Source organism: Mycobacterium deserti, from assembly GCF_025345615.1.
In the GTDB taxonomy this organism is placed as follows: domain Bacteria; phylum Actinomycetota; class Actinomycetes; order Mycobacteriales; family Mycobacteriaceae; genus Mycobacterium; species Mycobacterium deserti.
The window spans coordinates 932,249-957,152 of sequence record NZ_JAODWD010000003.1; the positions used below are offsets into that span (position 1 = coordinate 932,249).

At 65.2% G+C, this 24,904-nt stretch carries 25 protein-coding genes, 1 tRNA gene and 1 pseudogene; 17 read left to right on the forward strand and 10 right to left on the reverse strand.

Features of this window, described 5'->3' with window-relative positions; genetic code table 11:
- Position 1: 1 nt before the first annotated feature.
- The 3 genes from cydB to N4S67_RS15920 form a co-directional block, all read right to left on the reverse strand.
- Positions 2-1,042, reverse strand: coding sequence for a cytochrome d ubiquinol oxidase subunit II (gene cydB, locus N4S67_RS15910; protein WP_260993919.1), 1,041 nt, complete (start codon positions 1,040-1,042; stop codon positions 2-4).
- A 16-nt stretch (positions 1,043-1,058) separates the two neighbouring features.
- On the reverse strand, positions 1,059-2,513 hold the full coding sequence (locus N4S67_RS15915; RefSeq protein ID WP_260993920.1) for a cytochrome ubiquinol oxidase subunit I: 1,455 nt from the start codon (positions 2,511-2,513) through the stop codon (positions 1,059-1,061).
- 62 nt (positions 2,514-2,575) lie between these two features.
- Positions 2,576-3,181 carry an HdeD family acid-resistance protein gene (locus N4S67_RS15920; RefSeq protein WP_260993921.1) on the reverse strand — a complete coding sequence of 202 codons (606 nt, stop codon included), beginning with the start codon at positions 3,179-3,181 and terminating at the stop codon, positions 2,576-2,578.
- A gap of 223 nt (positions 3,182-3,404) precedes the next feature.
- Here N4S67_RS15920 and N4S67_RS15925 point away from each other — a divergent pair, with 223 nt between their 5' ends.
- From N4S67_RS15925 to N4S67_RS15960, 8 genes are all read left to right on the forward strand, one after another.
- The gene (locus N4S67_RS15925) at positions 3,405-3,761 is read left to right on the forward strand and encodes a DUF732 domain-containing protein (protein ID WP_260993922.1); all 357 of its coding nucleotides are present in this window, start codon (positions 3,405-3,407) and stop codon (positions 3,759-3,761) included.
- 94 nt (positions 3,762-3,855) lie between these two features.
- Entirely contained in the window at positions 3,856-4,776 is a 921-nt protein-coding gene (locus tag N4S67_RS15930; protein WP_260993923.1) for an ABC transporter substrate-binding protein, read from the forward strand.
- A gap of 9 nt (positions 4,777-4,785) precedes the next feature.
- On the forward strand, positions 4,786-5,724 hold the full coding sequence (locus N4S67_RS15935) for an amino acid ABC transporter permease (RefSeq protein ID WP_260993924.1): 939 nt from the start codon (positions 4,786-4,788) through the stop codon (positions 5,722-5,724).
- 5 nt (positions 5,725-5,729) lie between these two features.
- Positions 5,730-6,482 carry an amino acid ABC transporter ATP-binding protein gene (locus N4S67_RS15940; protein ID WP_260994063.1) on the forward strand — a complete coding sequence of 251 codons (753 nt, stop codon included), beginning with the start codon at positions 5,730-5,732 and terminating at the stop codon, positions 6,480-6,482.
- 5 nt (positions 6,483-6,487) lie between these two features.
- Positions 6,488-7,615, forward strand: a complete 1,128-nt coding sequence (gene macS / locus N4S67_RS15945) for a MacS family sensor histidine kinase (protein WP_260993925.1) — start codon at positions 6,488-6,490, stop codon at positions 7,613-7,615.
- Positions 7,588-8,256: a response regulator gene (locus N4S67_RS15950; RefSeq protein WP_260993926.1), complete on the forward strand. Its 669-nt coding sequence runs from the start codon at positions 7,588-7,590 to the stop codon at positions 8,254-8,256. The genes macS and N4S67_RS15950 overlap by 28 nt, the downstream gene beginning before the upstream one ends.
- Positions 8,257-8,309: 53 nt before the next feature.
- Positions 8,310-10,163 (forward strand): DUF2339 domain-containing protein, encoded by a 1,854-nt coding sequence (locus tag N4S67_RS15955; RefSeq protein ID WP_260993927.1) that lies wholly within the window; start codon positions 8,310-8,312, stop codon positions 10,161-10,163.
- A gap of 38 nt (positions 10,164-10,201) precedes the next feature.
- On the forward strand, positions 10,202-10,693 hold the full coding sequence (locus N4S67_RS15960; RefSeq protein ID WP_260993928.1) for a Dps family protein: 492 nt from the start codon (positions 10,202-10,204) through the stop codon (positions 10,691-10,693).
- Here the strand turns inward: N4S67_RS15960 and N4S67_RS15965 are convergent.
- Positions 10,690-11,307, reverse strand: coding sequence for a TetR/AcrR family transcriptional regulator (locus tag N4S67_RS15965; RefSeq protein ID WP_260993929.1), 618 nt, complete (start codon positions 11,305-11,307; stop codon positions 10,690-10,692). The genes N4S67_RS15960 and N4S67_RS15965 overlap by 4 nt on opposite strands.
- A 29-nt stretch (positions 11,308-11,336) precedes the next feature.
- Between N4S67_RS15965 and N4S67_RS15970 the strand changes: the two genes are divergently transcribed.
- Complete coding sequence (locus N4S67_RS15970) at positions 11,337-12,149, forward strand: alpha/beta fold hydrolase (RefSeq protein ID WP_260993930.1); 813 nt, start codon at positions 11,337-11,339, stop codon at positions 12,147-12,149.
- Here N4S67_RS15970 and N4S67_RS15975 read toward each other — a convergent pair.
- Positions 12,146-13,441 carry an adenylate/guanylate cyclase domain-containing protein gene (locus N4S67_RS15975; protein ID WP_260993931.1) on the reverse strand — a complete coding sequence of 432 codons (1,296 nt, stop codon included), beginning with the start codon at positions 13,439-13,441 and terminating at the stop codon, positions 12,146-12,148. The two genes, N4S67_RS15970 and N4S67_RS15975, sit on opposite strands and share 4 nt — an antisense overlap.
- Before the next feature lie 647 nt (positions 13,442-14,088).
- Here N4S67_RS15975 and N4S67_RS15980 point away from each other — a divergent pair.
- The gene (locus tag N4S67_RS15980) at positions 14,089-16,173 is read left to right on the forward strand and encodes a cellulase family glycosylhydrolase (protein ID WP_260993932.1); all 2,085 of its coding nucleotides are present in this window, start codon (positions 14,089-14,091) and stop codon (positions 16,171-16,173) included.
- On the opposite strand, the gene N4S67_RS15985 is transcribed toward N4S67_RS15980, so the two are convergent.
- On the reverse strand, positions 16,170-16,436 hold the full coding sequence (locus tag N4S67_RS15985; protein ID WP_260993933.1) for a helix-turn-helix domain-containing protein: 267 nt from the start codon (positions 16,434-16,436) through the stop codon (positions 16,170-16,172). The two genes, N4S67_RS15980 and N4S67_RS15985, sit on opposite strands and share 4 nt — an antisense overlap.
- Between N4S67_RS15985 and N4S67_RS15990 the strand changes: the two are divergent.
- A pseudogene (locus N4S67_RS15990) lies at positions 16,389-16,580 on the forward strand (arginase family protein); the annotation flags it as partial. The gene N4S67_RS15985 and the pseudogene N4S67_RS15990 sit on opposite strands and share 48 nt — an antisense overlap.
- A 143-nt stretch (positions 16,581-16,723) precedes the next feature.
- On the opposite strand, the gene N4S67_RS15995 reads toward N4S67_RS15990, so the two are convergent.
- A tRNA-Leu gene (locus N4S67_RS15995) sits at positions 16,724-16,797 on the reverse strand.
- Positions 16,798-16,863: 66 nt separating this feature from the next.
- On the opposite strand from N4S67_RS15995, the gene N4S67_RS16000 reads away from it, so the two are divergent.
- The 6 genes from N4S67_RS16000 (at position 16,864) to N4S67_RS16025 (ending at position 22,765) form a co-directional block, all read left to right on the forward strand.
- Complete coding sequence (locus N4S67_RS16000; RefSeq protein ID WP_260993934.1) at positions 16,864-17,484, forward strand: ANTAR domain-containing response regulator; 621 nt, start codon at positions 16,864-16,866, stop codon at positions 17,482-17,484.
- A 198-nt stretch (positions 17,485-17,682) separates the two neighbouring features.
- Complete coding sequence (locus N4S67_RS16005; RefSeq protein WP_260993935.1) at positions 17,683-18,915, forward strand: branched-chain amino acid ABC transporter substrate-binding protein; 1,233 nt, start codon at positions 17,683-17,685, stop codon at positions 18,913-18,915.
- 83 nt (positions 18,916-18,998) lie between these two features.
- Positions 18,999-20,036: a branched-chain amino acid ABC transporter permease gene (locus tag N4S67_RS16010; protein ID WP_260993936.1), complete on the forward strand. Its 1,038-nt coding sequence runs from the start codon at positions 18,999-19,001 to the stop codon at positions 20,034-20,036.
- Positions 20,033-21,202, forward strand: a complete 1,170-nt coding sequence (locus N4S67_RS16015; RefSeq protein WP_260993937.1) for a branched-chain amino acid ABC transporter permease — start codon at positions 20,033-20,035, stop codon at positions 21,200-21,202. Before N4S67_RS16010 ends, N4S67_RS16015 begins: the two co-directional genes overlap by 4 nt.
- Complete coding sequence (locus N4S67_RS16020) at positions 21,199-22,026, forward strand: ABC transporter ATP-binding protein (protein WP_260993938.1); 828 nt, start codon at positions 21,199-21,201, stop codon at positions 22,024-22,026. The genes N4S67_RS16015 and N4S67_RS16020 overlap by 4 nt, the downstream gene beginning before the upstream one ends.
- Complete coding sequence (locus N4S67_RS16025) at positions 22,010-22,765, forward strand: ABC transporter ATP-binding protein (RefSeq protein WP_260993939.1); 756 nt, start codon at positions 22,010-22,012, stop codon at positions 22,763-22,765. The genes N4S67_RS16020 and N4S67_RS16025 overlap by 17 nt, the downstream gene beginning before the upstream one ends.
- Here N4S67_RS16025 and N4S67_RS16030 read toward each other — a convergent pair.
- The 3 genes from N4S67_RS16030 to N4S67_RS16040 are packed head-to-tail and all read right to left on the reverse strand — an operon-like array spanning position 22,762 to position 24,746.
- Positions 22,762-23,076, reverse strand: a complete 315-nt coding sequence (locus tag N4S67_RS16030; protein WP_260993940.1) for a hypothetical protein — start codon at positions 23,074-23,076, stop codon at positions 22,762-22,764. The genes N4S67_RS16025 and N4S67_RS16030 overlap by 4 nt on opposite strands.
- Before the next feature lie 9 nt (positions 23,077-23,085).
- The gene (locus N4S67_RS16035) at positions 23,086-24,327 is read right to left on the reverse strand and encodes a lipid-transfer protein (RefSeq protein ID WP_390893374.1); all 1,242 of its coding nucleotides are present in this window, start codon (positions 24,325-24,327) and stop codon (positions 23,086-23,088) included.
- Positions 24,282-24,746, reverse strand: coding sequence for a Zn-ribbon domain-containing OB-fold protein (locus N4S67_RS16040; protein ID WP_260993942.1), 465 nt, complete (start codon positions 24,744-24,746; stop codon positions 24,282-24,284). Before N4S67_RS16040 ends, N4S67_RS16035 begins: the two co-directional genes overlap by 46 nt.
- Positions 24,747-24,904 lie beyond the last annotated feature (158 nt).

Below are 24,904 nucleotides of genomic sequence, written 5' to 3' on the forward strand. Positions count from 1 at the left end.
TTCACGTCGACCGCCTCGCCAAACCGATGGGCGGCGGGATGTGCTCGGCCGAGATACGTTGCCGGAACACCCAATACGTCCAACCCTGATACATCAACACCAGGGGCGCGAAGATCGCGGCCGCCCACGTCATGATCTTCAGCGTGTAAGCAGTCGACGACGCGTTGTCGACGGTCAGGCTCCAGTCCGGATTCAGCGTCGACGGCACCAGGTTCGGATACAGGGCGCCAAACAACATGATGACCATTCCGGCGACGACAACCGCCGTGTAGCCGAACGCCCATCCCTCGCCCGCTCCGGTCCAGACCTTGGTCATCGCGCCCAGCAGGGCGACGATCATGACGGCCAGCACGAGCCATGTCCAGCTCTTGCCGTGTGCAAGCTGCGTCCACGCGCCGAAAGCCGCGACCACCACCGTCACCGGCAAGGCGAGCAGACCTCCGTAGCCCAACGCGTTGTCGCGCACCACGCCGTCGGTTTTCAGCGCCACGAAGACGGCGCCGTGCAGAAGGAACAGCCCACTCGTGGCGGCGCCGCCGAGAAGCGTGTAGACGTTGACGACGTCTCCGATCGACAGGTGGACGTGCTTGTCGCCATCCACGGGCAATCCCTGCACCAGGGCGGCGAAAATGACACCCCACAGCACTGCGGGAAGCCATGAGCCCACGGCGATCCCGACGTCAGCCCAGCGCCGCCAGCCGTCGTCGTCGATCTTGCCGCGCCATTCGATGGCGACCACGCGCAGAATCATTCCGAACAGAATCAGCAGCAGGGGTAGATACAACGTGGAGAACGTCGTGGCGTACCAGTCCGGGAAGGCCGCGAACATGGCACCGGCTGCGGTGATGAGCCAGACCTCGTTACCGTCCCACACCGGACCGATGGTGTTGAGCGCCGCGCGGCGGTGTCGTTCGCTGTCGTCGCCGCCGCTGCGCCCGAAGAACGCCATCAGCATGCCGACACCGAAGTCGAAACCCTCGAGGACGAAAAAGCCGCAGAACAGCGCGGCCATGACCGCGAACCAGATGTCCGGCAATCCCATGGTTTGCGCCTCCTCCTCAGTACGCGAACGACAACGGCGCCACTTCGTCCCTGCCGGGCGGCGCGGGTGGGGCCGGTTCGCTGTCGTGCTCGAGCGGACCTTGGACGACGTAGCGGCGGATCAACCAGAACCAAATGACCGCCAGCACTGCGTAAACCGCGGTGAAGGTCACCAGTGACGCGATGACCATGCCAACCGAGTGCCCCGACACCCCCTCGGCGACGGTCAGGTGGATCATCGGATCGCCCGTGGGGTTGGGCACCACAACCCAGGGTTGACGGCCCATCTCGGTGAACACCCACCCGGCGCTGTTGGCCAGGAACGGTGTCGGCAGCGTCACCAACGCGGCAGTGGACAACCAGCGCGCCCGTGGAATTCGGCCGCGGCGCATGAGCCACAGTGCCGCCATCGCGAAAAGCACTGGGACGGCTAGTAATCCGATCATCGCGCGAAACGACCAGTAGGTCACAAACAAATTCGGCCGGTAGTCACCGGGCCCGAACTTCTCTTGATACTGCTCTTGGAGGTCTTTCACGCCCTCCAGGCGCACGCCGCTGAACTGACCCTGCGCCAGGAACGGCAGCACGTAGGGCACCTCGACAACGTGCGTGACGCTGTCGCAGTTGTTGTGCGTGCCAACCGTCAGCACCGAGAAGTCGGGGTCGGTCTGGGTGTGGCACAGCGACTCCGCCGATGCCATCTTCATGGGCTGCTGTTCGAACATCAGCTTGCCCTGGACATCGCCGGTGAACACCAGGCCGACAGTGGACACCAGTGCCACCAGACAACCCATCACGGTCGCAGGCCGATACATCGTGCGTGCCTCGGGCTGGCCCTGACGGTGGGCGCGCATCATCCACCACCCACCCACGCCCGCCACGAACGTGCCCGCGGTCAGCAACGCGCCGAAGACCGCATGCGAGAACGCGGCGATCGCGGTGTTGTTGGTGAACAACGCCATGATGCTGGTCAACTCGGCACGACCGGTATCCGGGTTGAAGCGCGCGCCGACCGGGTGCTGCATCCAGGAGTTCGCGGCAATGATGAAGAACGCCGACGCGTTGACCGCGATAGCCACGACCCAGATGCAGGCCAGGTGGACGAGTCTGGGCAGCCTGGACCAGCCGAAGATCCACAGACCCAAGAACGTCGACTCGAAGAAGAACGCGGCCAGCCCCTCCATCGCCAGGGGCGCGCCGAACACGTCGCCGACGAAGCGCGAGTACTCGCTCCAGTTCATGCCGAACTGGAACTCCTGGACGATGCCCGTCGCCACCCCAAGCGCGAAGTTGATCAGGAACAACTTGCCGAAGAACCGGGTCAGCCGGTACCAGGCGCTGTTGTCGGTGATGAGCCATGCGGTCTGCATGGCCGCGATGAGGGGCGCAAGCCCGATGGTCAGCGGAACGAAAATGAAGTGGTAGACGGTGGTGATTCCGAACTGCCACCGCGAGACATCGAGCGCGTCCATCTCACCCTCTTTCGTGGCTGTGACTCCAGCCTACGACAGGGCGTAGTAGACGTCAGTGTGGGTTAGCTCACCGGCGCTTCTGTGGTCGGTGCTGCCGGGGCGGGGGCCGTCGCGCCGACGTTTCTGGAGGCCTTGCGGATGCCGAATGCCGACACGACTTCGAATACGCCCAGCACGATCAGCCAGATACCGACGACGACGGTCAAGGTCGCGATCGACTCGAACGGAGCTGCCAGCATGACGACCCCGGCGATCAGGCTGATGACGCCGATGAAAATCTCCCAGCCGCGCCCGGGCAATGTCGTGTCGCTGATTGCGGAAACCGCTGTCGCGACGCCGCGGAAGATAAAGCCGACGCCGACCCAGATAGCAAGCAGAAGGATCGACTCCTGCAAACTGCGAAAGCACAGCACGGCCAGAATCAACGCGGCGGCACCGCTGATGAACAGCAGCACCCGTCCGCCGGCCGATACGTGCACACTGAACGCGAGGATCACCTGGGAAATGCCGGTGACCAACAAGTAGGCGCCGAAGAGTATTGCCGCGATCACGATGGTGATGGCGGGCCACGTCAACACCGCGACCCCGAGGATGACGGCCAGAATTCCCGAAACGAGCGTGGACTTCCAAAGGTGCTGCAGCAGGCTTGGTGGCGCGGGGCTTTCCATGCGCGAAGTGTGGCATAAAGGTAAGTGGCAGACCGCCGATCTGCGTTATCGACGCGTCTTCGATAAGGCTCGCGCAAAGGCGTGGAAGTCGTCGCCGCAAATTGTGTCGCGCGCCGATCAGCGCCGGATTTCGTGTAACAGTTGGTCTGTTCGCTACGATGAGTATTCGTACGCCCTGGCTGAGCACAGCACAACGGCCTCTACGGGCAAACAAGGAGTGGAGATGACCAGGACCGCCGTCCGCCGCACGGGCAGAGCGACGATCGCCGCGTTGATGATTGCGGCCGGTGCCGCTGTGGCCTCGCTGACCGCCGCGCCCGCGTCGGCGCAGCCGTCGCCGGAGGAGAAGAACCAGATCTTCATGGACTTCCTGGACAAGAAGAATGTGCCGTACAAGAACCGGACCGAGGCGATCCGGATGGCCAAGGAGTTCTGTCTCGACGCCAAGCGCCAGGGCAATCCGGACTGGCTGGCCGGTTACAACCTGCAGTACAAGGGCGGCTGGTCGCAGACCGAGGCCGAAACTTTCGTCGAGGGCGCGGTATACGTCTATTGCCCGAAGGTCTGGGGAGTGGAGTAGCGATCCAATAGTCCTGCCGCCGCGGTAGGTCTCTACTACTGTTCCGTTACCGGCGCTTCGCGCCGATTCCACGAAGCAGAAAGTAGAGGCAACCGTGCTGGGTGAGTGTCAAGTCCGACGAGGGAAATATTGGCGCATCGTCGCGGTGTTTGCTGCGGCCGGCGCCCTTGCCTTCTCAGGGTGCGCGAGCGGTAGCGACTCCGGCGATTCGGACACCCCGTCAACACCGGCGGGCTCCTCTGAGAAGGTCGAGGAGATCGCCAATTCCGTTCCTGAGGCCATCAAGTCGTCGGGCAAGTTGATCGTCGGCGTCAACATTCCTTACAAACCCAACGAATTCAAGGATCCCAGCGGCAAGATCGTCGGCTTCGATGTCGACCTGATGAACGCCATCGCCGCCACCCTCGGCCTGACCCCCGAGTATCGCGAGTCCGACTTCGCCAGGATCATTCCCTCGATCCAGGGCGGCACCTATAACGTCGGCATGTCGTCGTTCACCGACACCAAGGAGCGCGAGCAGTCGGTCGATTTCGTGACCTACTTCAGCGCGGGCACCCTCTGGGCCCAGCGACCGGGCGCACCGATCGACCCAAACAACGCCTGCGGCAAGAAGGTCGCGGTGCAGGCCACCACCTACCAGGACACCGACGAACTGCCCGCCAAACGCAAAGCGTGCACCGACGCAGGCAAGCCGCCCATCGAGATCGTCTCGTTCGACGGTCAGGATGCGGCCACCAATGCGGTCGTCCTCGGTCAGGTGGACGCGATGTCAGCCGACTCGCCGGTGACCGCGTACGCAATCAAGGAAACCAACGGCAAGCTCGAAGCCGCCGGGGAGATCTTTGATTCGGCGCCCTACGGGTGGCCGGTGCAGAAGGGCTCACCGCTGGCGCAGTCGCTGCAGAAGGCGCTCGAGCATCTCATCGAAAACGGCAAATACGAAGAGATCGCCAAGAACTGGGGCGTCGAATCAGGAATGATCGATAAGCCGGTGATCAACGGCGCAGTCAACTAGGGCGCCGACATGACTGATGTCGACACGTCGTCACCCCCCACTCCAGCCGCCATCGATGCCGTCCCGCTGCGACATCCATGGCGGTGGGTGGCGGCGGTCGTCATCATCGCCCTTCTCGGACTGTTCCTCTGGGGAGCGGCCACCAACCCGGCCTATCGCTGGTCGGTCTTCACTGAATACCTGTTCAACGAACGGGTGTTGACCGTCGGCTTGCTCAACACCCTTCAGCTGACCATCTATTCGATGGCGCTGGGCATCGTGCTCGGCGTCCTGCTCGCCGTGATGCGGCTGTCACCGAACCCCATCTTCAAAGCGGTGTCGTGGGTGTACCTGTGGATCTTCCGCGGCACCCCGATCTACGTCCAGTTGGTGTTCTGGGGCCTGATACCGACGATCTACCAGAACATCCGGCTCGGAGTGCCGTTCGGCCCCGCGTTTTTCGAGCTCAACCTGCAGGCGCTGTCCATCCCGTTCCTGCTGGCAATCCTCGGTCTGGCACTCAACGAGGCCGCCTACATGGCCGAGATCATCCGTGCCGGAATAAGTTCAGTACCGGAGGGGCAGTTCGAAGCGTCGACGGCACTGGGCATGTCGTGGGGAATGACCATGCGAAGGACGATCCTGCCGCAGGCGATGCGGGTGATCATCCCGCCGACCGGCAACCAGGTCATCAGCATGCTCAAGACGACGTCGCTGGTCACCGCCGTGCCGTTCACCTTGGACCTGTACGGCATCACCTCCCGCGAGATCGCCGCCAGGACCTTCGAGCCAGTCCCGCTGCTTCTCGTGGCGGCGTTCTGGTATCTCGTGGCCACGAGCATCCTGATGGTCGGCCAGTTCTACCTCGAGAAGTACTTCGCCCGCGGCGCGTCGCGGAAGCTGACCACCAAGCAGCTCGAGGCGTTGGCCAAGGCGCAACTCAGTGAGAGAGGCGGTGCCGCCACATGACGCCGATGGTGAAGGCCGAACAGGTGTGTAAGAGCTTCGGAGCCTTGCGCGTCCTCAAGGGCATCACGCTCGAGATCGGCCGCGGCGAGGTGCTGTGCATGGTCGGCCCGTCGGGCTCGGGCAAGTCGACGTTTCTGCGCTGTATCAATCATCTGGAACAGGTCAACGCGGGCCGGCTGTATGTGGACGGCGAGCTCATCGGTTACCGGGAACGAGGGGGCAAGCTGCACGAGATGTCGCCGCGCGACGCCGCCAAACAGCGCCGCGACATCGGCATGGTATTTCAGCACTTCAACCTCTTCCCCCATCGCACCGCGCTGGAGAACGTCATCGAGGCGCCGATTCACGTCGCGGGGACCAAGAAGGATGCCGCGATCGCACGTGGCAAGGATCTGCTCGAACAGGTCGGCCTCACCGAGAAAGCCGGCGCGTATCCCGCCCAGCTCTCCGGCGGCCAGCAGCAGCGGGTGGCGATCGCGCGGGCATTGGCGATGAACCCCAAACTGATGCTGTTCGACGAGCCCACCTCGGCACTGGACCCCGAATTGGTGGGTGAGGTGCTCGAAGTCATGAAAAAGCTTGCCACGGAGGGTATGACGATGGTGGTCGTCACCCACGAGATGGGGTTCGCCAGAGAGGTGGCCAACCATCTGGTGTTCATGGACGATGGTGTCGTCGTGGAGAGCGGCAACCCGCGTGACGTGCTGAGCAACCCGCAGCACGAACGCACGAAGGCCTTTCTGTCCAAGGTGCTGTAACGCTGATGCCGGACACTGGACCGGATCCGGCGGCGCCGCTGTGGCGGGCCGCGCAGGTGTTCCGGCTGCTGAGTTGCATTTACGCGGCGGGCTTTTCGATAGCGGTCAACCCCGACCTGCAACAGCCCGGCGCCGCGTGGTTACTGTTCGCCGCGCTGATCGCATGGAGCGCGGTCTGCGCCGTCGCCTACCTTCAGGGGTTCGGCAGAAGGCGGTCATGGGTGCTGGCCGAGCTCATTGTGGTGGTCGCGTTGATCCTGTCCACCGAGTTGGTCGCGTCCGAGCAGTGGACGCTGGACAACCAGTCGCTGCCGACCACCCTGTGGGCCACCAACGCGACGATCTCGGCCGCAATCGTGTCCGGCCCGATCGCCGGCATGCTGACCGGGGTGGTGGTGATGATCGCGAGCACGGTGGTGAAGGGGTTCATCAACTACGACCTCGGTCGCAACGCGACGATCGTCATCGAACTCGCAGTCGGGCTCGCGGTGGGGATGGCAGCGCAGACCGCACGCCGGGCGCACGCCGAACTGGAGAGGGCCACCCGGCTTGCGGCATCGCAGCAGGAGCGGGAACGGTTGTCTCGTGAGGTGCACGACGGCGCGATCCAGGTGCTCGCGCTGGTAGCTCGCCGTGGCCGCGAAATCGGCGGGGAGACAGCAGAACTCGCCGAACTCGCCGGCCAGCAGGAGCGAGCGCTGCGGCGGCTGATCAGCTCGGCTGATGTGGAGCCGCGAGTCGGAGCCATGTCCGATGTCGGTGCGCTGCTGCGGCGACAGGCTTCAGACCGGGTGGCGGTGAGTCTGCCCGCCGAACCGGTGCTACTCGACGAGGCAACGGCCACCGAACTCGTCGCGGCGGCGACCAACGCGCTCGACAACGTCACGGCGCATGCCGGACCTGACGCGCGCGCCTACGTGCTGCTAGAGGACCTGGGCGATTCGGTGACCGTCAGTATCCGCGACGACGGTGTCGGGATCGCCAACGGTCGGCTCGACGAAGCGGTCGGTGAAGGCCGCGTCGGTATTGCGAAGTCCATTGTCGGAAGGATGACTTGGCTCGGTGGCAGCGCGACGCTGACCACCGCACCGGGAAGCGGGACGGAATGGGAGTTGACGGTTCCCCGACGGTGATGGTGGTCGACGACCATCCGATCTGGCGGGATGCGGTGGCGCGGGATCTCGCAGAGGACGGTTTCACGGTGGTCGCCACCGCCGAGGGGGTGGCTGCCGCGCGGCGCCGGGCGGCGGTGGTGACCCCGGACGTCGTGCTGATGGACATGCGACTCGCCGACGGTAACGGTGCCCAGGCCACCGCTGAGGTGCTCGCGGTGTCGCCGTCGTCGCGCATCCTGGTGCTGTCGGCGTCCGACGAGCGCGAAGATGTTCTCGAAGCTGTGAAGGCAGGCGCCACAGGATATCTCGTGAAGTCGGCGTCCAAGCAGGAGCTCGGCGACGCGGTGCGCGCCACCGCAGACGGCCGCGCGGTGTTCACGCCCGGGCTGGCCGGGCTGGTGCTGGGAGAGTACCGGCGCATCGCGCAATCCAGGCAGACGGGCGCCGCGGGAACGTCCGTGCCGAGTCTGACCGAGCGTGAGACCGAGATCCTGCGCTACGTCGCGAAAGGTATGACTGCCAAACAGATCGCCGGCCGGTTGTCGTTGAGCCACCGGACCGTCGAGAACCATGTGCAGGCCACGTTCCGCAAGCTCCAAGTCGCCAACCGAGTGGAACTGGCCCGGTACGCGATCGAGCACGGGCTGGATTCCGAATAGCCGAGTAGTCCTACTCATCCGCAATCGGCGCCATTGCTGCGACGATATCGGCCATGACCGAACCGCATCGCGCCGTCATCGCCCGGTTGTTGACCGACTTCGCCGCGATCTCTACGCAACTCGCGCGGGTCTCGACCGACTTGACGGAATTGGACCGGCTGCTGTCGGAGTCGCCGCAAGCCGCGGCGCACTCGCCTGCGCCCCCGGCACCGCAGTATCAACCGCCGACATATCAGGCACCGCAGTACTGGCCGCAGTACCACGCCCAGTACGCCCAGCCCCAGTACGCACCGGCCGCGCAATATCCGCCTCAGACGTCGCCTCCGCCGGTCGCTGCGGCCGTCCCTGCGGTGCGCAAGCCTCGCGGCGAAGGGTGGATCGGCAAGCTGTTGGCCGTCGCCGGGGTCGCGGTCACCCTGATCGGTGTCGTGCTGCTGCTGGTGCTCGCCGCACAGGCCGGCATCCTGCGCCCGGAATTCCGCGTCGCGGCCGGCGCCGTGCTCGCTGTCGCGCTGGTGGGTGCCGCGACCCGGTTGTCCGCGCGACCAGGCGGACGGGTCGGTGCCATCGCGCTGGCGGCCACGGGGATCGCCGCGGCCTACATCGACGTCATCGCTGTCACCACGATCTACGACTGGGTGAGCGCGCCCGTCGGTCTCGTCATCGCGGCAGTCGTCGCCGGCGCCGGGCTCACGCTGGCCCGCCGCTGGGACTCTGAGCACCTGGGCCTTTTGGTATTGGTGCCACTGATCGTGCTGGCGCCCGTTGTCGTCGGCGGTATCACGTTGTTGCTGGTCGGCTTCATGCTCGCGCTGGCCGCGGCGTCGCTACCAGTGCAATTCGGCAAGGACTGGGTGTGGCTGCATGCCGCGCGCACCGCGGCCACCGCGGCGCCGCTTCTGGTGGCGCTCGTTGCGGTGTACTTCGACGACCGCCATGACGCGTGGTTGGTCGGTGCCTGCGGCATCGCGGCGGTACTCGCCATCACCGGTGCGCTGATCCTGTTGCCCCGCACGCGGAACCGCGTCGCGATCGCGCTGATGACCGGTGCGGGCGTACTACCCGTGCTGTCCGCAGGGCTGGCCGTGGACCGGGTGATCGCCGCTTTGATGGCGGCCGCGCTCGCGTCGGCACTGCTGGGCATCGTGTCCATCGGCGATCGGCTGCCCGGGGTGGACGGCGCCGTCCGCCGAGTCTGGGCCGCGTTGTCCGCGGTGTCGGCGGTGATCGCCGTCCTCGTCGCCTTCAACGGCGAGGTTGCGGCGCCGCTGCTGCTGGCGATGGCGGCCGTGGTCGCCATCGGAGGTCGTCGCGAACCGGTCGCCCGGTGCGTGGCAATCGGTTTCGCGGTAATCGGCGCCGTGGTCTACCTCGCCTACGCATCGCCCAGCACCCTGGTCGAAGCGACCGAGACAAGCGTCCCGGATGCCGTCTCGATACTGATCGCCAGCCTGCTGCTCATCGGGTGTGCCGTAGCGATCGTATGGTCGTTCCCACACCGCGAACCTGCGGCCTGGGCAGGCGCGGCGGCGGTGAGCATCTACGCGGTGACAGCGTTCACAGTCACCGTCGGAGTGTTGATCGGCGGTGAGGGTGCAGGCTTCTTCGCCGGTCACGTCGCCGCGACCATCTGCTGGATCGCGATGGCCGCGGCGCTGTTCGGATACGCGGCGCGGGTCGCTCGCACCGAGCGGTCGGTGCCGATCGGCGGGGGATTGGCTCTGGTGGCCGCCGCGATGGCCAAGCTGTTCCTGTTCGACCTGGGAACATTGGACGGCATCTTCCGGGTCGTCGTCTTCATCGTCGTGGGCCTCGTGCTTCTGGGCATGGGCGCGGGTTATGCGCGGCTCCTGGAGAAGCAGGACCAGCAGAACGCGCCCGCAGATGTGACCGCTACCACACCGTAAATTGGAGTCATTCCAGATTAGATGACGTTGAGTAGAGCATGACCACTACAATTCGTCGCACCGAATCCGAAGTACAGGGCTTTCAAGCGTCGCCGGAACTGACCGCCAGCCTGCAGCGTGTCCTCGTCGACCTGATCGAGCTCCATCTGCAGGGCAAGCAGGCGCACTGGAACGTGGTGGGGTCGAACTTCCGCGACCTCCATCTGCAACTCGACGAATTGGTCGACTTCGCCCGTGCGGGCAGCGACACCATCGCCGAGCGGATGCGCGCGCTCGACGCCGTACCCGACGGACGGTCCGACACCGTGGCAGCCGGGACCACCCTTCCGCAGTTCCCGGCATACGAGCAGAGCACCGGCGAGGTCGTCGACCTCATCGCCGGCCGGATCTACGCGGCTGTCGACACCATGCGCACCGTGCACGACGCGGTCGACGCCGAGGATCCCAGCACCGCCGACATCCTGCATTCGCTGATCGACGGCCTGGAGAAGCTGGCCTGGTTGATCAAGTCGGAGAACCGCAAGGTCTAGTCCGGTCGGGCGCACACGACGTCAACTGTGGCGTCGATGAGTGCGTCGAGCTCATCTCGGCTTGCGCCCATTCGTGCGCGAACAGCGAGCGTGTTCAAAGCGGCGGTCGCGATACGGGCGAGCGCGTCGGGCGCGTGCGGAGAAAGTTCCCCCTGCCGCTCGGCGCGCTCGAATCGTTCGGCGAACGCCTCGGTGAAGGCGGTCATGGTCGCTTCGACCTCGATACGGGTCGCTTCATCGGCATTCGCTTCGGTGACCGCGGTGCCGATCAGGAAACACCCTCGCGCCCCCTGCTCACCTACCAGGTAGAAATCCCGGGCCTCGCGGTAAACGGCGCGAAGCCCGTCGCGCAAGGGCAGCGCTTCGGTTAGGGCGGATGCCAGCCAATCGCGCGAGTTCTGGGCGTAGTCGGTCACACACCGTCGGTACAGCGCGCGTTTGTCGCCGAATGCGGCGTAGATGCTTGGCCGGTTCATTTCCATGCGTGCCGCGAGGTCGTCGAGCGATGTGGCCGCAAAGCCGTTGAGCCAGAACGTGTCACGTGCCCGCCGCAGGGCGACCGCAGGGTTGTACGCGCGCGGCCGGCCCCGCTTGTTCGGAGAAGCTCTGGTCATGCACCGAATTTTATACTAATTTGAACAAAATGAACGTGTTCCACGTCGAGCAGGGCGAAGGTGAACCGGTTCTTCTGCTCCACGGATATCCGCAGAGTGCCTCTTGTTGGCGCCATCAGATCGACGCCCTGGCGCAGAATCACCGCGTAATCGCGCCCGATTGGCCGGGTTTCGGTCGTTCGGAGCCCCCGGATTCGCCGCCGACCTATGACAACGAGGTCGACCGGATCGGCACGCTGGCCGATTCGTTGGGGCTCGACCGCTTCAACCTCGTCGCCCACGACTACGGCGGTTTCCTCGGGCTGGGATTCGTGCTGCGCCACCCGGGACGGGTTACGCGGCTTGCGTTGCTGAACACGCGGGCGCACAACATCTTCCGGCCCTGGTTCTACCGCTTCTCGCAGGGTCAGCGGTGGGCCGCAATGAACGCGCCGTCGGTGCTGCGCAGGTTACCGCTGCGCCTGCTGCATCATGTCGCGCTTCGTCCGTACCGCCGACTCGGCTGTTTCGACGACGCCATGGAAGACGAGTACCTCGGATGGATGGACTCTGCCCGGGGAAGGCGCACGTTCGTCGATTTCTTCACCCATTATCACCTGCCGGCTGTGTCCGGTCTCGCCGACGGACTGCCGCACATCGGTTGTCCGACCGCGATCATCTGGGGTGACCGCGACCGATATATCCCCTTCGCCACCGCCCGGGAGCTGGCCGAGCGCATCCCGGGTGCGACGTTGACGCGGCTGTCGGGCGGCGACCACTACATCATGGAAGAACGGCCCACAGAGGTGACCGCCGCGCTGCGGGACCTGCTTGCGCGAAAACCGGTCCATTCCCGCGGCTAGGACCGCCCCGCCACAACGTCGCGTTCGACGGCGTGGCGCACCGCCTCGTCGTTGCGGCGCCCCACCAGGTACCAGGTGTGCATCAAGCCCTTGCCCTTCACATCGACCTCTCCACGCTCTTCTAGTACAAATGCGTGGTTCAGCCGTTCATACACGTTGTGGGGCACCTGAATTCGACCCTCGACATCGGTGGACTCCATGCGCGACGCGACGTTGACCGCGTCACCCCACACGTCGTAGAAGAACTTGCGGGCACCGACCACGCCGGCAACGACGGGGCCCGCCGCCAGGCCGATGCGCAGGGGCACTGCCCGCCCGCCGGGATCGGTGAGGTCGGCGACCGCGTCGGCCATGTCCAACGCCAGGCAGGCCAGAGCCTCCATGTGATCGGACCGCGGGTGCGGCACCCCGCTGACCACCATGTAGGAGTCGCCGCTGGTCTTGACCTTCTCCAAACCGTGCCGGTCGACCAACGCGTCGAGATCGGTGTAGAGGCGATCGAGGAAGCGAACGAGGTCGCTCGGCGTGGTGTCGCTGGCCCGCTTGGTGTATCCGGCGATGTCGGCGAACAGGATTGAGGCGTCGTCGTATTTGTCGGCGATGACGGTGCGGCTCGGATCCTTCAGCCGTTCGGCGATGGTCGCGGGCAGGATGTTGGTGAGCAGCCGTTCGGATCGCTCGTACTCGGCTTCCATCGCTTCTCGGGCCCGCCTGATCTCGCGCAGCGCGAAGCTCACCACCGCGACCACCATGATCCACGCGGTGACCACCGTCAGAATGAACCCGGTCTGGAACGACCAGTCAGGTTGCACCCCGGTGTTGTCCGGGACCAGCAGCTCGAGTGCGATCACGGTGGCGCCGCTCAGTGCTGCCAGGGCCCACGTCAACACCAGACGGTCGCTTCCGAGGATCAGCGCCATCAGGGTTGCCGCGACCAGGTAGTAGAACGGGAGACCGGAGCCGGTGCCCAGATGCCAGCACACCACAGTGATCGAGGCGTAGGCCGCGAAGAAGAACACCAGGGCGGGGACCAGCTCGCCGAACCGGTACAGCAGCGGAATGAGGTAGAAGACCGCGGCGCTGGCCAGGTTCACCGCGCCGATCCACCACTCGTCTCCCCGGTACACGAACACGCCCTGAACACCGAAGAAAGCGCTGACCACCGCCGCGATACGGCTCGTGACCGTCAGCAGCCGAAGGTGGCGGGCGGTTCGTTGCGCGTGATGACGAGTGCGAGCCGGGATGCGACTCTCCAGCGCAACCTCTGGCACACAGACCGGACGTACGCCCACAGGGCAAGCCTATCGCCGTACCGGGTGTCCACCTGGGGTTTTCGCCTGTTTGCTCGGACGCTGTCGCCGTCCGTTGTGGCGCAATCTGAGCTTTGCTTGATTGATCATTGCGTTAGCTTGTATTGCGGTTGGCTATCCGGCCCGCCGCGCTCTTGATGCGGCGGCTCGAACAGACGCAGCGACCGTGGCAGAAGTCGCTGCGAGTGGAGCCTGGCAACAACGAGAAGTTTGCGAGATTTCGCCCCTGCCGACGCGGAAATCCGGGACTACTTATTTGCACCAACGCTGATTATTGGTGAGCGCAAGGTTGCCTCGCTGCTTCTTGCGGACGCGGCTCCGCGGTCTCTGCGCATTCCTGGGCTGATATTTGACCTTGATATCAGCCCATTACGCAGTACTCCAGGGTGTAGCAGAACTAATTCCCAGTTTGTAGTAACGAAATGAGCCGATCGGTACGCAATTTTGCTCTGCGAGCACATTTGCGCTGTCCTCGGGCATGTTTCAGCGCAAAGGCTTGGATAATGAAGTCTCGGCGAGATGGGGCGATCGGCGTTGCAGAGTTTCTGCAATTGGGCCTGCTTCTTTTGACCGAATGGGCTAATTTGAGTCGGTCACACCCCAGACCCAGAACTGAAACAGGAGCGACCATGAGGCGCGACATCAAGCGTCGGATACGGCGCTATGCGATAGCTACCGTGATTGCCGCCGCCCCGGCCGCAGTCCTGTGCGCGTATGTCACTAATTTGCTCGTTCCCACGGAGCCGGTCCCGAGGCAGGTGAGCTACGAATACATCCCCACCGCGGTGATCAACGAGTCCAACGAAACCATCGGGATCGCGGACTCGGATATCTACGGCTTGTCACTGCCGAACGGCCAGATGGACACGGCGATGATCGACAAGCACCTCACTGAGATGCAGAAGTTGGGCGTCAACACGGTCCGTGTGCTGATTCCGTGGGCCGATATCCAGCCAGTACCGCCAGGTCAGTTCCCCACTCCCGAGTGGGAGGAGTCGATGTGGACCCGGTCGCAGTACATCATCGACAAGGCGTCGTCGCTCGGCATGGGGGTTCTGGGGGTACTGAACACGACACCGGCGTGGGGCGATGATCCGGACGAGCCGGGATACGGGATTTACACGCCCCCCGACCCCGATCTGTACGCGGCCTGGGCGGCCACGGTCGCGGAGAGGTTCCAGGGCAAGGTGTCGGCCTACGAGATCTGGAACGAGCCGAATTACGCCGCGTACTGGACGGCGGGGCCTGACCCGGCGCATTACACCGAGATCCTCAAGGCCGCGTACGCGGCCATCAAGGGAGTCGATGACGAGGCGCTCGTGGTCGCGGGTGTGCTTGGCACGGTGCAGAATTCGGGCGTGACGATGAACCCGGTGTCGTTCATCGAGCAGATGTACGCCAACGACGCCAAGGGGTTCTTCGACGCGCTGTCGATCCATCCGTACAACTACCAGGTCAAGTTCTCGCAGGGTCTCGACCCGACTAATCAGTGGCAGACACCGCTCGAGCAGCTCATTGCTATCCGTCAGCTGATGTTGGCCAACGGCGACGAAGAGCTAAAGATCTGGGCTACCGAATACGGTCTCAGCACCACCATCACAGATGAGGCGACGCAGGCGGCGTGGGTGAAGGACTTCCTCGACACCTGGAAGGACCTCGACTACACGGGGCCGGCCTTCCTCTACACCCTGCGCGACCGCCTGAACACCACGACTGAGGAAGGCTCGATGGGCATCTTCAGGTATGACTGGGGACGCAAGCTGGTGGCGGACGTCATCTGCCAGGCGACCGGCGCTTGCGAGGACCCAGGTGAAGAGCCGGGCGAAAACCCCCCGAACCCCGGTGAGGCACTCGCCCAAGCCATCCAGGCCATCGTTCAACAGCTGTATACGGTTGTCGCGCAGGCTTTCACGCAGCTCGCTAATCAGATCGTCAGCGCGATCACCGAGGCGCTCAGCAATCTGTTCTCTGCCGTCAATCCTGCTCCGGCCATCGCCGACGTGCCGACCGAGGCTCGGCTCGCCATCGCCAGCGCCGTCACCACGGCGACCGCCGAGGTGACGGGCGAGGAGACCCCGGTCGACGCGCTGAACACCGCGCCGGCCGGCGAACCGGCGCCTGATGCAGGCGAGGCCGAGGTGCCGCAGCCCGAGGTCACCGAACCCGAGGTGACCGAGCCCGTGCTGACGGAGCCTGAGGTGACGGAGCCTGAGGTGACTGAGCCTGAAGTGACTCAGCCTGAGGTGACTGAGCCGGAGGTGACTGAGCCGGAGGTGACCGAGCCGGAGGTGACCGAGGAGCCAGAGGCCACGGAAACCGAGGACCCGGTGGTCGACGAGGCCGACGAGCCTCTGACGTCGGACGAGCCCGAGACCTCCGATGAGCCGAAGGACGAGTCGGACAGCCGCGACGACAACGAGTCGCCGTCGGGCGGAGACGCGAAGGCTGACGACGACGCATCGGAATCCGACGGGCCGGGCAACGCCGACGCCAACGGCTCGACTGGAAACAACGGAGGGGCCGGTGCCAACGGATCAGGTGGCGGCGCCGGCTCCGGCAGCGGTGCGGGATCGGCGGGCGGTGCCGGATCGGGCGGAATCGGCGGTTCCGACGGTGGCGGCGGTTCAGGCGGAAGTGACGGCGGTGGCTCCGGCGGGAGCGACAATGTCGGCTACCTCGAACCTGGTCATGGCTACGTGATCAGCGCGGCTTAAACCGACGACATCCGGGCGGCGTCCCTGGCTCGCAGCGCAAGCCAGAGCTCGTGGCGGTCGTGTGCAGAGTCCAGCCGCCGCCCGGTCAGTCGCTCGATGGTGATCACGCGGTTGCGCATGGTGTGGCGATGGACGTGTAGCGCACCCGCGGCCGCACCCCAGTGCCCGTTGTGGTCGAGGAACGCGGTCAGATCGCGCAGCAACTCGTCGGCGCGACCGGCCGCATCGAGGCCGGCGGGTTGACCAGTCGCGAACTTCTGCACTGCTTGCGAAACCTCGTCGGGCTCAACGTCGTCGGCGCCGACATCGGCGAGGTGGCCCTCGCGCATGACCATGCCGAGATCACCGGCATCGCGGCGGCCCGCGTCGCGTACGAGTTGCTGTCCGTGCTGGCGGCGACGCCATGAACGGGTACCGAATGGAGGCGGCGATCGCGTGCGCACTGCTGCTCATGGTGACGACACGTTCGCCAACAACCGATCGACTGGGGCTCGGCGCAGCCGCGGTATGGACCATGAGACGCCGCCGAAGCGGCGGCCTAGCGTTCCGGTGCCCCTGGTGAGATTCGAACTCACACTGTCACGATTTTGAGTCGTGTGCCTCTGCCGGTTGGGCTACAGGGGCTTCCTGGTGCGGCACTCCACCATAGAGGATGCCCCGCGGTCGCTGAGCGCGGCCGCAACCGCCACAATGGCAGCCATGACCGACGCTGAAAAGCCACGCCGCGTTCTTATCGCCGAGGACGAGGCGCTCATCCGGCTGGACCTGGCTGAGATGCTGCGCGAGGAGGGCTACGAGATCGTCGGTGAAGCCGGTGACGGGCAGGAAGCCGTCGACCTGGCCGAGAGCCTGAAGCCCGATTTGGTGATCATGGACGTCAAGATGCCGCGCAGGGACGGCATCGACGCAGCGTCGGAGATCGCGGGCAAGCGCATCGCGCCCATCGTCATCCTCACCGCGTTCAGCCAGCGCGACCTCGTCGAGCGGGCCCGGGACGCTGGCGCGATGGCGTACCTGGTCAAGCCGTTCAACATCACCGACCTCATCCCCGCAATCGAGGTCGCGGTGAGCCGCTTCGGCGAGATCGGCGCCCTGGAGCAGGAGGTCGCGACACTGTCGGACCGGTTGGAGACCCGCAAGCTGGTGGAGCGCGCAAAGGGTTTGCTGCAGGCCAAGCAGGGGATGACTGAACCCGAGGCCTTCAAGTGGATCCAGCGCGCCGCGATGGACCGGCGCACCACCATGAAGCGGGTGGCCGAAGTGGTCCTCGAGACCCTCGACACGCCCGAGGGCGCACCGCCCGCAAGCTAAGAATTCGCCCCGCGCCCGTAAATATTGCGTTTCCGACGGCGCTGTTTGGGTTGATGCGGCGCCGATTGGACGCTACGCATTTTCCAACAGCACGCACCGCGGCCATGCGTTGGCTATGGTCGTCCCGAAGCATCGCCGCCCGAGCCGACCAGGTCAGGACCGGCGGGGCCGACAAACACATTGACCCGGAGGTGAAACGTGCGCGGTCGCGTGGCGCGGAGTGCATTTGCTATCGGTAGCGCGAGTTTGGTCGTGCTCGGCAGCGGATGGTTAGCCGGCTGCCAACAACAAGCCGAGCCCAGCGAGGGCGGAGGTGGCACGGCGCAGACGGACCTGAAGATCGTCGAACAGGTGCAGATCGATCAGAACGGCGCCGAGGTCAAGCCCGCGGAGGGCGCCAAGCCCGCCGCCCCCGCCGGCGACGGCAAAGCGCAGTGCCCGCCGGTGTCGCTTGCGATGGCCGGTGCGCTCAACGGACCCGATGCGGCGCTGGGCATCAACATCAAGAACGGCATCCAGCTCGCGGTCGACGAGCACAATGCCGCCAACCCCGGATGCCAGGTCCAGCTGAAGACCTTCGACACCGAGGGTGACCCGCAGAAAGCCACCCAGATTGCGCCCCAGATCATCAACGACGCCTTCACCATCGGCCTGATCGGCCCGGCCTTCTCCGGCGAGACCAACGCGACCGGCGACGTGTTCAACCAGGCCGGCCTGGTCGCTGCGACGGCCTCGGCTACCAACGTCACACTGTCCGAAAAGGGATGGAAGACCTTCTTCCGCGGCCTGGCCAACGACGGCGTGCAGGGCCCGTCGGTCGCGAACTACCTGAAGAACACACTCAAGCACCAGAAGGTGTGTGTGGTCGACGACAGCACCGACTACGGCCTGGGCCTTGCCCAGTCGATTCGGGAAACGCTGGGGCCGGTGGCGGACTCGGCGTGCAACATCTCGGTCAAGAAGGGCGACAAGGACTTCTCGGCCGCGGTGACCCAGATCAAGGGCGCCAGCCCGGATTCGGTGTTCTTCGCCGGCTACTACGCCGAGGCCGCACCGTTGGTCCAGCAGCTCAAAGACGGGGGCTATGAGGGCACGTTCGTCAGCGCCGACGGCACCAAGGACCCCGAGTTCGTCAAGCAGGCAGGCGAGTCGTCGAAGGACGCCCTGCTCGCGTGCCCGTGCGGTCCCGCCGTCGGCACCTTCGCCGAGGACTACACCAAGAAGTTCAACCAGGAGCCCGGCACCTACAGCGTCGAGGGGTACGACCTCGGCACCATCATGCTCAAGGGCATCGACTCCGGGAAGATCACCCGGCCTGACCTGCTGGAGTTCGTGCGCACCTACAACGGCCAGGGTGTCGGGCGTAACTACCAGTGGACCCCGAACGGCGAGCTGACGACGTCGCTGATCTGGATCTACAAGGTTCAGTAACCGCTGAGGCGAGACGCGTCCGAGACCGCAAGGCTCGGACGCGTTTTCGCTAAAACTCCCACCGCGCAAGGAGCAGCGCCCGGATGACACCCGCGTGCGTCGAGCAGTACGCCTGCCTGGCCGCCAACATCAATTTCAACCTGGAAGGTCTGCGGAACGGCTTCTGGCAGCTGACCATCGACGGTCTGTCGTGGGGCGCGATTTATGCGCTGGTGGCGGTCGGCTACACGTTGGTGTTCGGCGTGCTGCGCCTGATCAACTTCGCGCACTCCGAGATATTCATGCTCGGCATGTTCGGTGCCTACTTCTGTCTCGATATGATCCTGGGCTTCACGCCGAGCGGGAACGCCTACAGCGTCGGCCTGACGCTGACGGTGTTGTACCTGCTGATCGCCATGTTGTTCGCGATGTTGGTGTCTGGTTCTGCGGCCGTGGGGTTGGAGTTCGTCGCGTACCGTCCGCTGCGAAAACGGGGGGCGCGCTCCTTGACGTTCCTGATCACCGCGATCGGGATGTCGTTCGTGCTGCAGGAATTCGTCCACTTCGTGCTGCCCAAGATCATCCCCGGCTACGGCGGCAGCAATGCGCAACAGCCGATCACGTTGGTACAGCCCAAGACCCAGTTCGAGATATTCGGGGCCAGCGTCTCGAACGTCACGCTGGTGATCATCGGTGCCGCACTGCTGTTTGCGCTGCTGACGGACATGGCGCTGAACCGGACCAAGTTCGGCCGCGGCATCCGGGCCGTCGCGCAAGACCCCACCACAGCCACGCTGATGGGAGTCTCCCGCGAGCGCATCATCATGATGACGTTCCTGCTGGGTGGCCTGCTGGCCGGGGCCGCCGCGTTGCTCTACACACTGAAAGTGCCGCAGGGAATCATCTACTCGGGCGGGTTCCTGCTCGGCATCAAGGCGTTCTCGGCCGCGGTGCTGGGCGGTATCGGCAACCTGCGCGGTGCGCTGCTGGGCGGATTGCTGCTGGGCATCATGGAGAACTACGGGCAGGCGGTGTTCGGCACCCAGTGGCGCGATGTCGTGGCGTTCGTGTTGCTGGTCCTGGTGCTGCTGTTCCGGCCGACCGGAATACTCGGTGAGAGCCTCGGGAAGGCGAGAGTATGAGCACCACTGAGAAGCTCCTGGCGCCCGGTGACGCGATGCGCGGTTGGTGGGACAACCTGTCGCGAGTCGAGAAGTGGTTCTTCGGTCTCGTCGGCTTCGGGCTGCTGGCGCTGCTGCCGCTGTTCCCGCCGCCGTTCCTGAACACCCCGAACATCAGCTTCGGCGGCACGATGGCGCAGTTCGCGATGGTGGCGATCATCGCAATCGGCCTCAACGTCGTGGTCGGCCAGGCAGGCCTGCTCGATCTCGGGTATGTCGGCTTTTATGCCGTCGGCGCGTACACCGTCGCGCTGCTCACCAGCCCCAACAGCCCATGGAACAAGGTGGGTGCGACGGGCTGGTTCACCGAGGACTGGGCGTGGCTTGCGTGTGTGCCGCTTGCGATGGCGATCACCGCTCTGGCCGGCCTCATCCTGGGCACACCGACCCTGCGGCTGCGCGGCGACTATCTCGCCATCGTCACGCTCGGCTTCGGCGAGATCATCCGTCTGTTGGCCGACAACCTCTCCGACATCACCAACGGCCCACGCGGCCTCAACGAGGTGGCCTACCCGCGCGTGGGGGAGAGCGAGACGCTGCCCGAAGGCGTGTTCTCCAGCGGCAACTCGACGGGTGACGCCAACTACGGCACGTGGTGGTTCTGGCTCGGCATTGTCATGATCGTGTTGATTCTGCTTCTGGTCGGCAACCTGGAACGCAGCCGGGTCGGGCGCGCATGGATCGCCGTCCGTGAGGACGAGGACGCCGCGGAAGTCATGGGGGTCAACACATTCCGCTTTAAGCTGTGGGCGTTCGTGATCGGCGCGGCGATCGGCGGGCTGTCCGGGGCGCTCTACGCGGGACAGGTGCAGTTCGTCGCGCCGCCGACGTTCAACATCATCAATTCCATGCTGTTCCTGTGTGCCGTGGTGCTCGGCGGGCAGGGAAACAAGCTGGGTGTCGTATTCGGCGCGTTCATCATCGTCTACCTGCCGAACCGCCTTCTGGGGGTGTCGTTCCTCGGTATCAATCTCGGCGACCTGAAGTATTTGTTCTTCGGCATGGCCCTGGTCGCTCTGATGATCTTCCGGCCCGAGGGTCTGTTCCCCGCACGGCAGCAACTGCTCGCCTACGGAAGGGCCGCACGCAACCTGTTGCGGCATCCGGAGAAGGAGTCCGCGCGATGAGTATCGAAGAACTGGCGGGCGTCCACCGCGACATCGCGGCCGCTGAGGGTGAAACCCTGCTGCAGACACATGAATTGACGGTCAAGTTCGGCGGCCTGACCGCCCTGGACGCGGTGACCTTCGACATCCGCCGGGGCGAGATTCTCGGGATGATCGGCCCCAACGGAGCGGGCAAGACGACGTGCTTCAACGCGATCACCGGCGTGTACCGGCCGACGTCGGGCACGGTGTTGTTCGACGGTGCGCCACTCGGCCGGATCAAGCGCCACCAGATCACCCGCCGCGGCATCGCCCGGACGTTCCAGAACATTCGGTTGTGGGGTGAGATGACCGCACTCGAGAACGTCATGGTGGGCACCGATGCGCGGCATTTCACGTCGGTACCCGGGGCCCTGGTCCGCACGCCGCGGCATCGCCGGGAGGAACGGTCGGCCATCGAACGGTCCGCCGCTCTGCTGCATTTCGTCGGGATCGGCCACCGCGGCGAAGAGAAGGCAAAGAATCTTCCGTATGGCGATCAGCGAAGACTTGAGATCGCCCGCGCGCTGGCCACCGAACCGAAGCTGCTGTGTCTCGATGAACCGGCCGCGGGGTTCAACCCCCGCGAGAAGGCGGCACTGATCGAGTTGATCCAGAAGATCCGCGACGACGGCTACACCGTGCTGCTGATCGAACACGACATGAGGCTTGTCATGGGCGTCACCGACCGCATCGTGGTGCTGGAGTTCGGCCGCAAGATCGCCGACGGCCTGCCGGCGGAGATTCGCGAAGACCCGAAGGTCATCGCCGCATACCTGGGGGTTCCTGATGACGCAGTCGAGTGATCCGCCGAAGACCGAACGCCCGGTGCTGCTCGAGGTGCGCGACATCGTCGTGCAGTACGGACGCATCCGTGCGCTGCACGGCATTTCGCTACAGGTGCACGAAGGTGAGCTGGTGACCCTGCTGGGGTCCAACGGAGCCGGCAAGACGACGACGATGAGGGCGCTGTCAGGGTTGCTGCCGCTGACGTCGGGTTCGGTGTGGTTCGACGGCGAAGACATCTCGAAGGTCAAGGCACATCAACGCGTGGCGCGAGGTCTGGTGCAGGCGCCGGAGGGCCGCGGTGTGTTTCCCGGCATGACGGTGGTCGAGAACCTCGAAATGGGCTGCTATGCAAGGAAGTTCCCGTCGCGATCGGAACACACTGAGCGGCTCGACTTCGTCTTGACAACCTTTCCCCGACTGGCCGAGCGGCGCAGCCAGGTCGGCGGCACGCTCTCCGGCGGCGAACAGCAGATGCTGGCGATCGGTCGCGCGTTGATGGCCCGGCCGAGGGTGTTGCTGCTCGATGAGCCGTCAATGGGTTTGGCGCCGATGGTGATTTCGCAGATCTTCAAGATCATCGCCGACATCAACGCGCAGGGCACGACGGTGCTGTTGGTGGAACAGAATGCACAGCAGGCGCTGAGCCGCTCGGACCGCGCCTACATTCTGGAGACGGGCGAGGTGACGCATACCGGTGATGCGCGAGACCTGTTGAAGGATGACAGCATTCGCGCCGCCTACCTCGGCGTCGCCTAGCGCGGTCTGCCGCAGCGCGCCTCGATCGCATCGAGCACCCCGATGTGAGCGGGCGGAACCGTGACGCACATCAGCACATCGCCGCCATCCGATCCGAACTCGAATGCAAAGAAGGAGCAGCACTCTGATTCGCGGCGGGCAAGATCGCGGGCGGCAGCCTCAACGTGGCGGGGGAGAACCAGCCCCAATTGGGTCGGCCCACTTCGCTGCGCCCGCAGGACGAACGCGAACAACCGGTCGAATTCCGCGATGCGCAACGGTCTGTCGACGGTCGGCAGTGTGCAGGTCTTCGGTGCCCAGTCCTCGGACATGACCCCAGGCTAGCGCGCGACGACGACCGAGGAGCCGTGTCCGAACAGTCCTTGGTTGGCGGTGACGCCGACGGTAGCGCCGTCGACCTGTCTGCCGGTGGCTTGGCCCTTGAGTTGCCAGTTCAGCTCGCAGACCTGGGCGATGGCTTGCGCGGGGATGGCTTCGCCGAAGCAGGCCAGCCCGCCGGACGGATTGACCGGGATCTTGCCGCCGATGGTCGTGGCTCCGCTGCGCAGCAGGTGTTCTGCCTCACCCTTGGCGCACAGGCCGAGGTGCTCGTACCAGTCGAGTTCGAGTGCGGTGGACAGGTCGTAGACCTCGGCCAGGCTCAGATCCTCGGGTCCGATGCCGGCCTCGGTGTAGGCGGCGTCGAGGATCTGGTCCTTGAACACCCGTTCCGGTGCGGGCACCGCCGCGGTGGAATCGGTCGCGATATCGGGCAGTTCCGGCAGATGCTGGGGGTACTGCGGGGTCTGCAGGCTGACCGCCCGCACCGACGGCACGCCCTGGACCGAGCCCAGATGCTTTTCCGCGAACGACTTGCTGGCCACGATCAGCGCGGCCGCACCGTCTGAGGTCGCGCAGATGTCCAGCAGCCGAAGCGGATCGGACACCACGGGACTGGCGAGCACGTCCTCGATCGAGCTCTCCTTGCGGTACCGGGCGTTCGGGTTGTCCAGCCCGTGTTTGGCGTTCTTGACCTTCACCTGGGCGAAGTCCTCGAGCGTTGCCCCGTAGAGATCCATCCGCCGGCGCGCCAGCAGCGCGAAGTACACGGTGTTGGTCGCACCGATCAGGTGGAAGCGCTGCCAGTCCGGATCGTTGCGGCGTTCACCGCCGACCGGGGCGAAGAATCCCTTCGGGGTGGTGTCGGCGCCGATGACCAGCGCGACGTCGCAGAACCCAGCCAGGATCTGGGCCCGCGCGCTCTGCAACGCCTGCGATCCACTGGCACACGCGGCGTAACTCGAGGTGACCGGCACCCCGTTCCAGCCCAGCTTCTGGGCAAACGTCGCACCGGCCACGAAGCCGGGGTAGCCGTTGCGGATCGTGTCGGCCCCGGCTACCAGCTGGATCTGGCGCCAGTCCAGACCCGCCTCGGCCAACGCCGCACGCGCGGCGACGACGCCGTACTCGGTGAAGTCACGGCCCCACTTGCCCCACGGGTGCATGCCCGCACCCAGGATGTACACCGGCTCAGGACTCATGCCGCGCCGCCCTTCGTGCTCCTTGCGTCCGCGATCCTCCATGCGTGCACGACGCGTTCGACGCCCTCGTCGTCGACGTACAGCGTCATCGTCGCGAGCTCCATCTCCATGCCCACCTTCAGATCGGCGGCCAGCGTGCCCTGCACGACCTTGCCCAACACGATCACACCCTCATCGGCCAACTGCACCGCGGCAACGGCGAACGGCTCGAACGGATCCGGCGACGGATACGGCGGCGGCGGCGCGTAGCGGTTCTCGGTGTAACTCCACAGCGTTCCCCGCCGCGACAGCGGTACCTGCGCCAGCTCATCGCCGTCGCAGCCGGGATTGGGGCAGTTGTTGGCCCGCGGTGGGAACACATACGTCCCGCACTGATCGCACTTGCCGCCGATCAGGTACGGCGCACCGGAGTCATCCGTGGCGAACCACCCGTCAACAGCGGGCTGAGTTGAAGTTGACACGCCGGTCAGCGTACCGACTACCGATCGCGAAACTGAAACGTGTTCCAGTTTTTCCTGCATGAAGTTGCGATCGCCAACCGGCCGCTGATCGAGCGGCCGGTCGAACTAGGGGAGGAACTGGGCCCATCGCCGTCACCCCGCAACTGGGCGGCGGACTG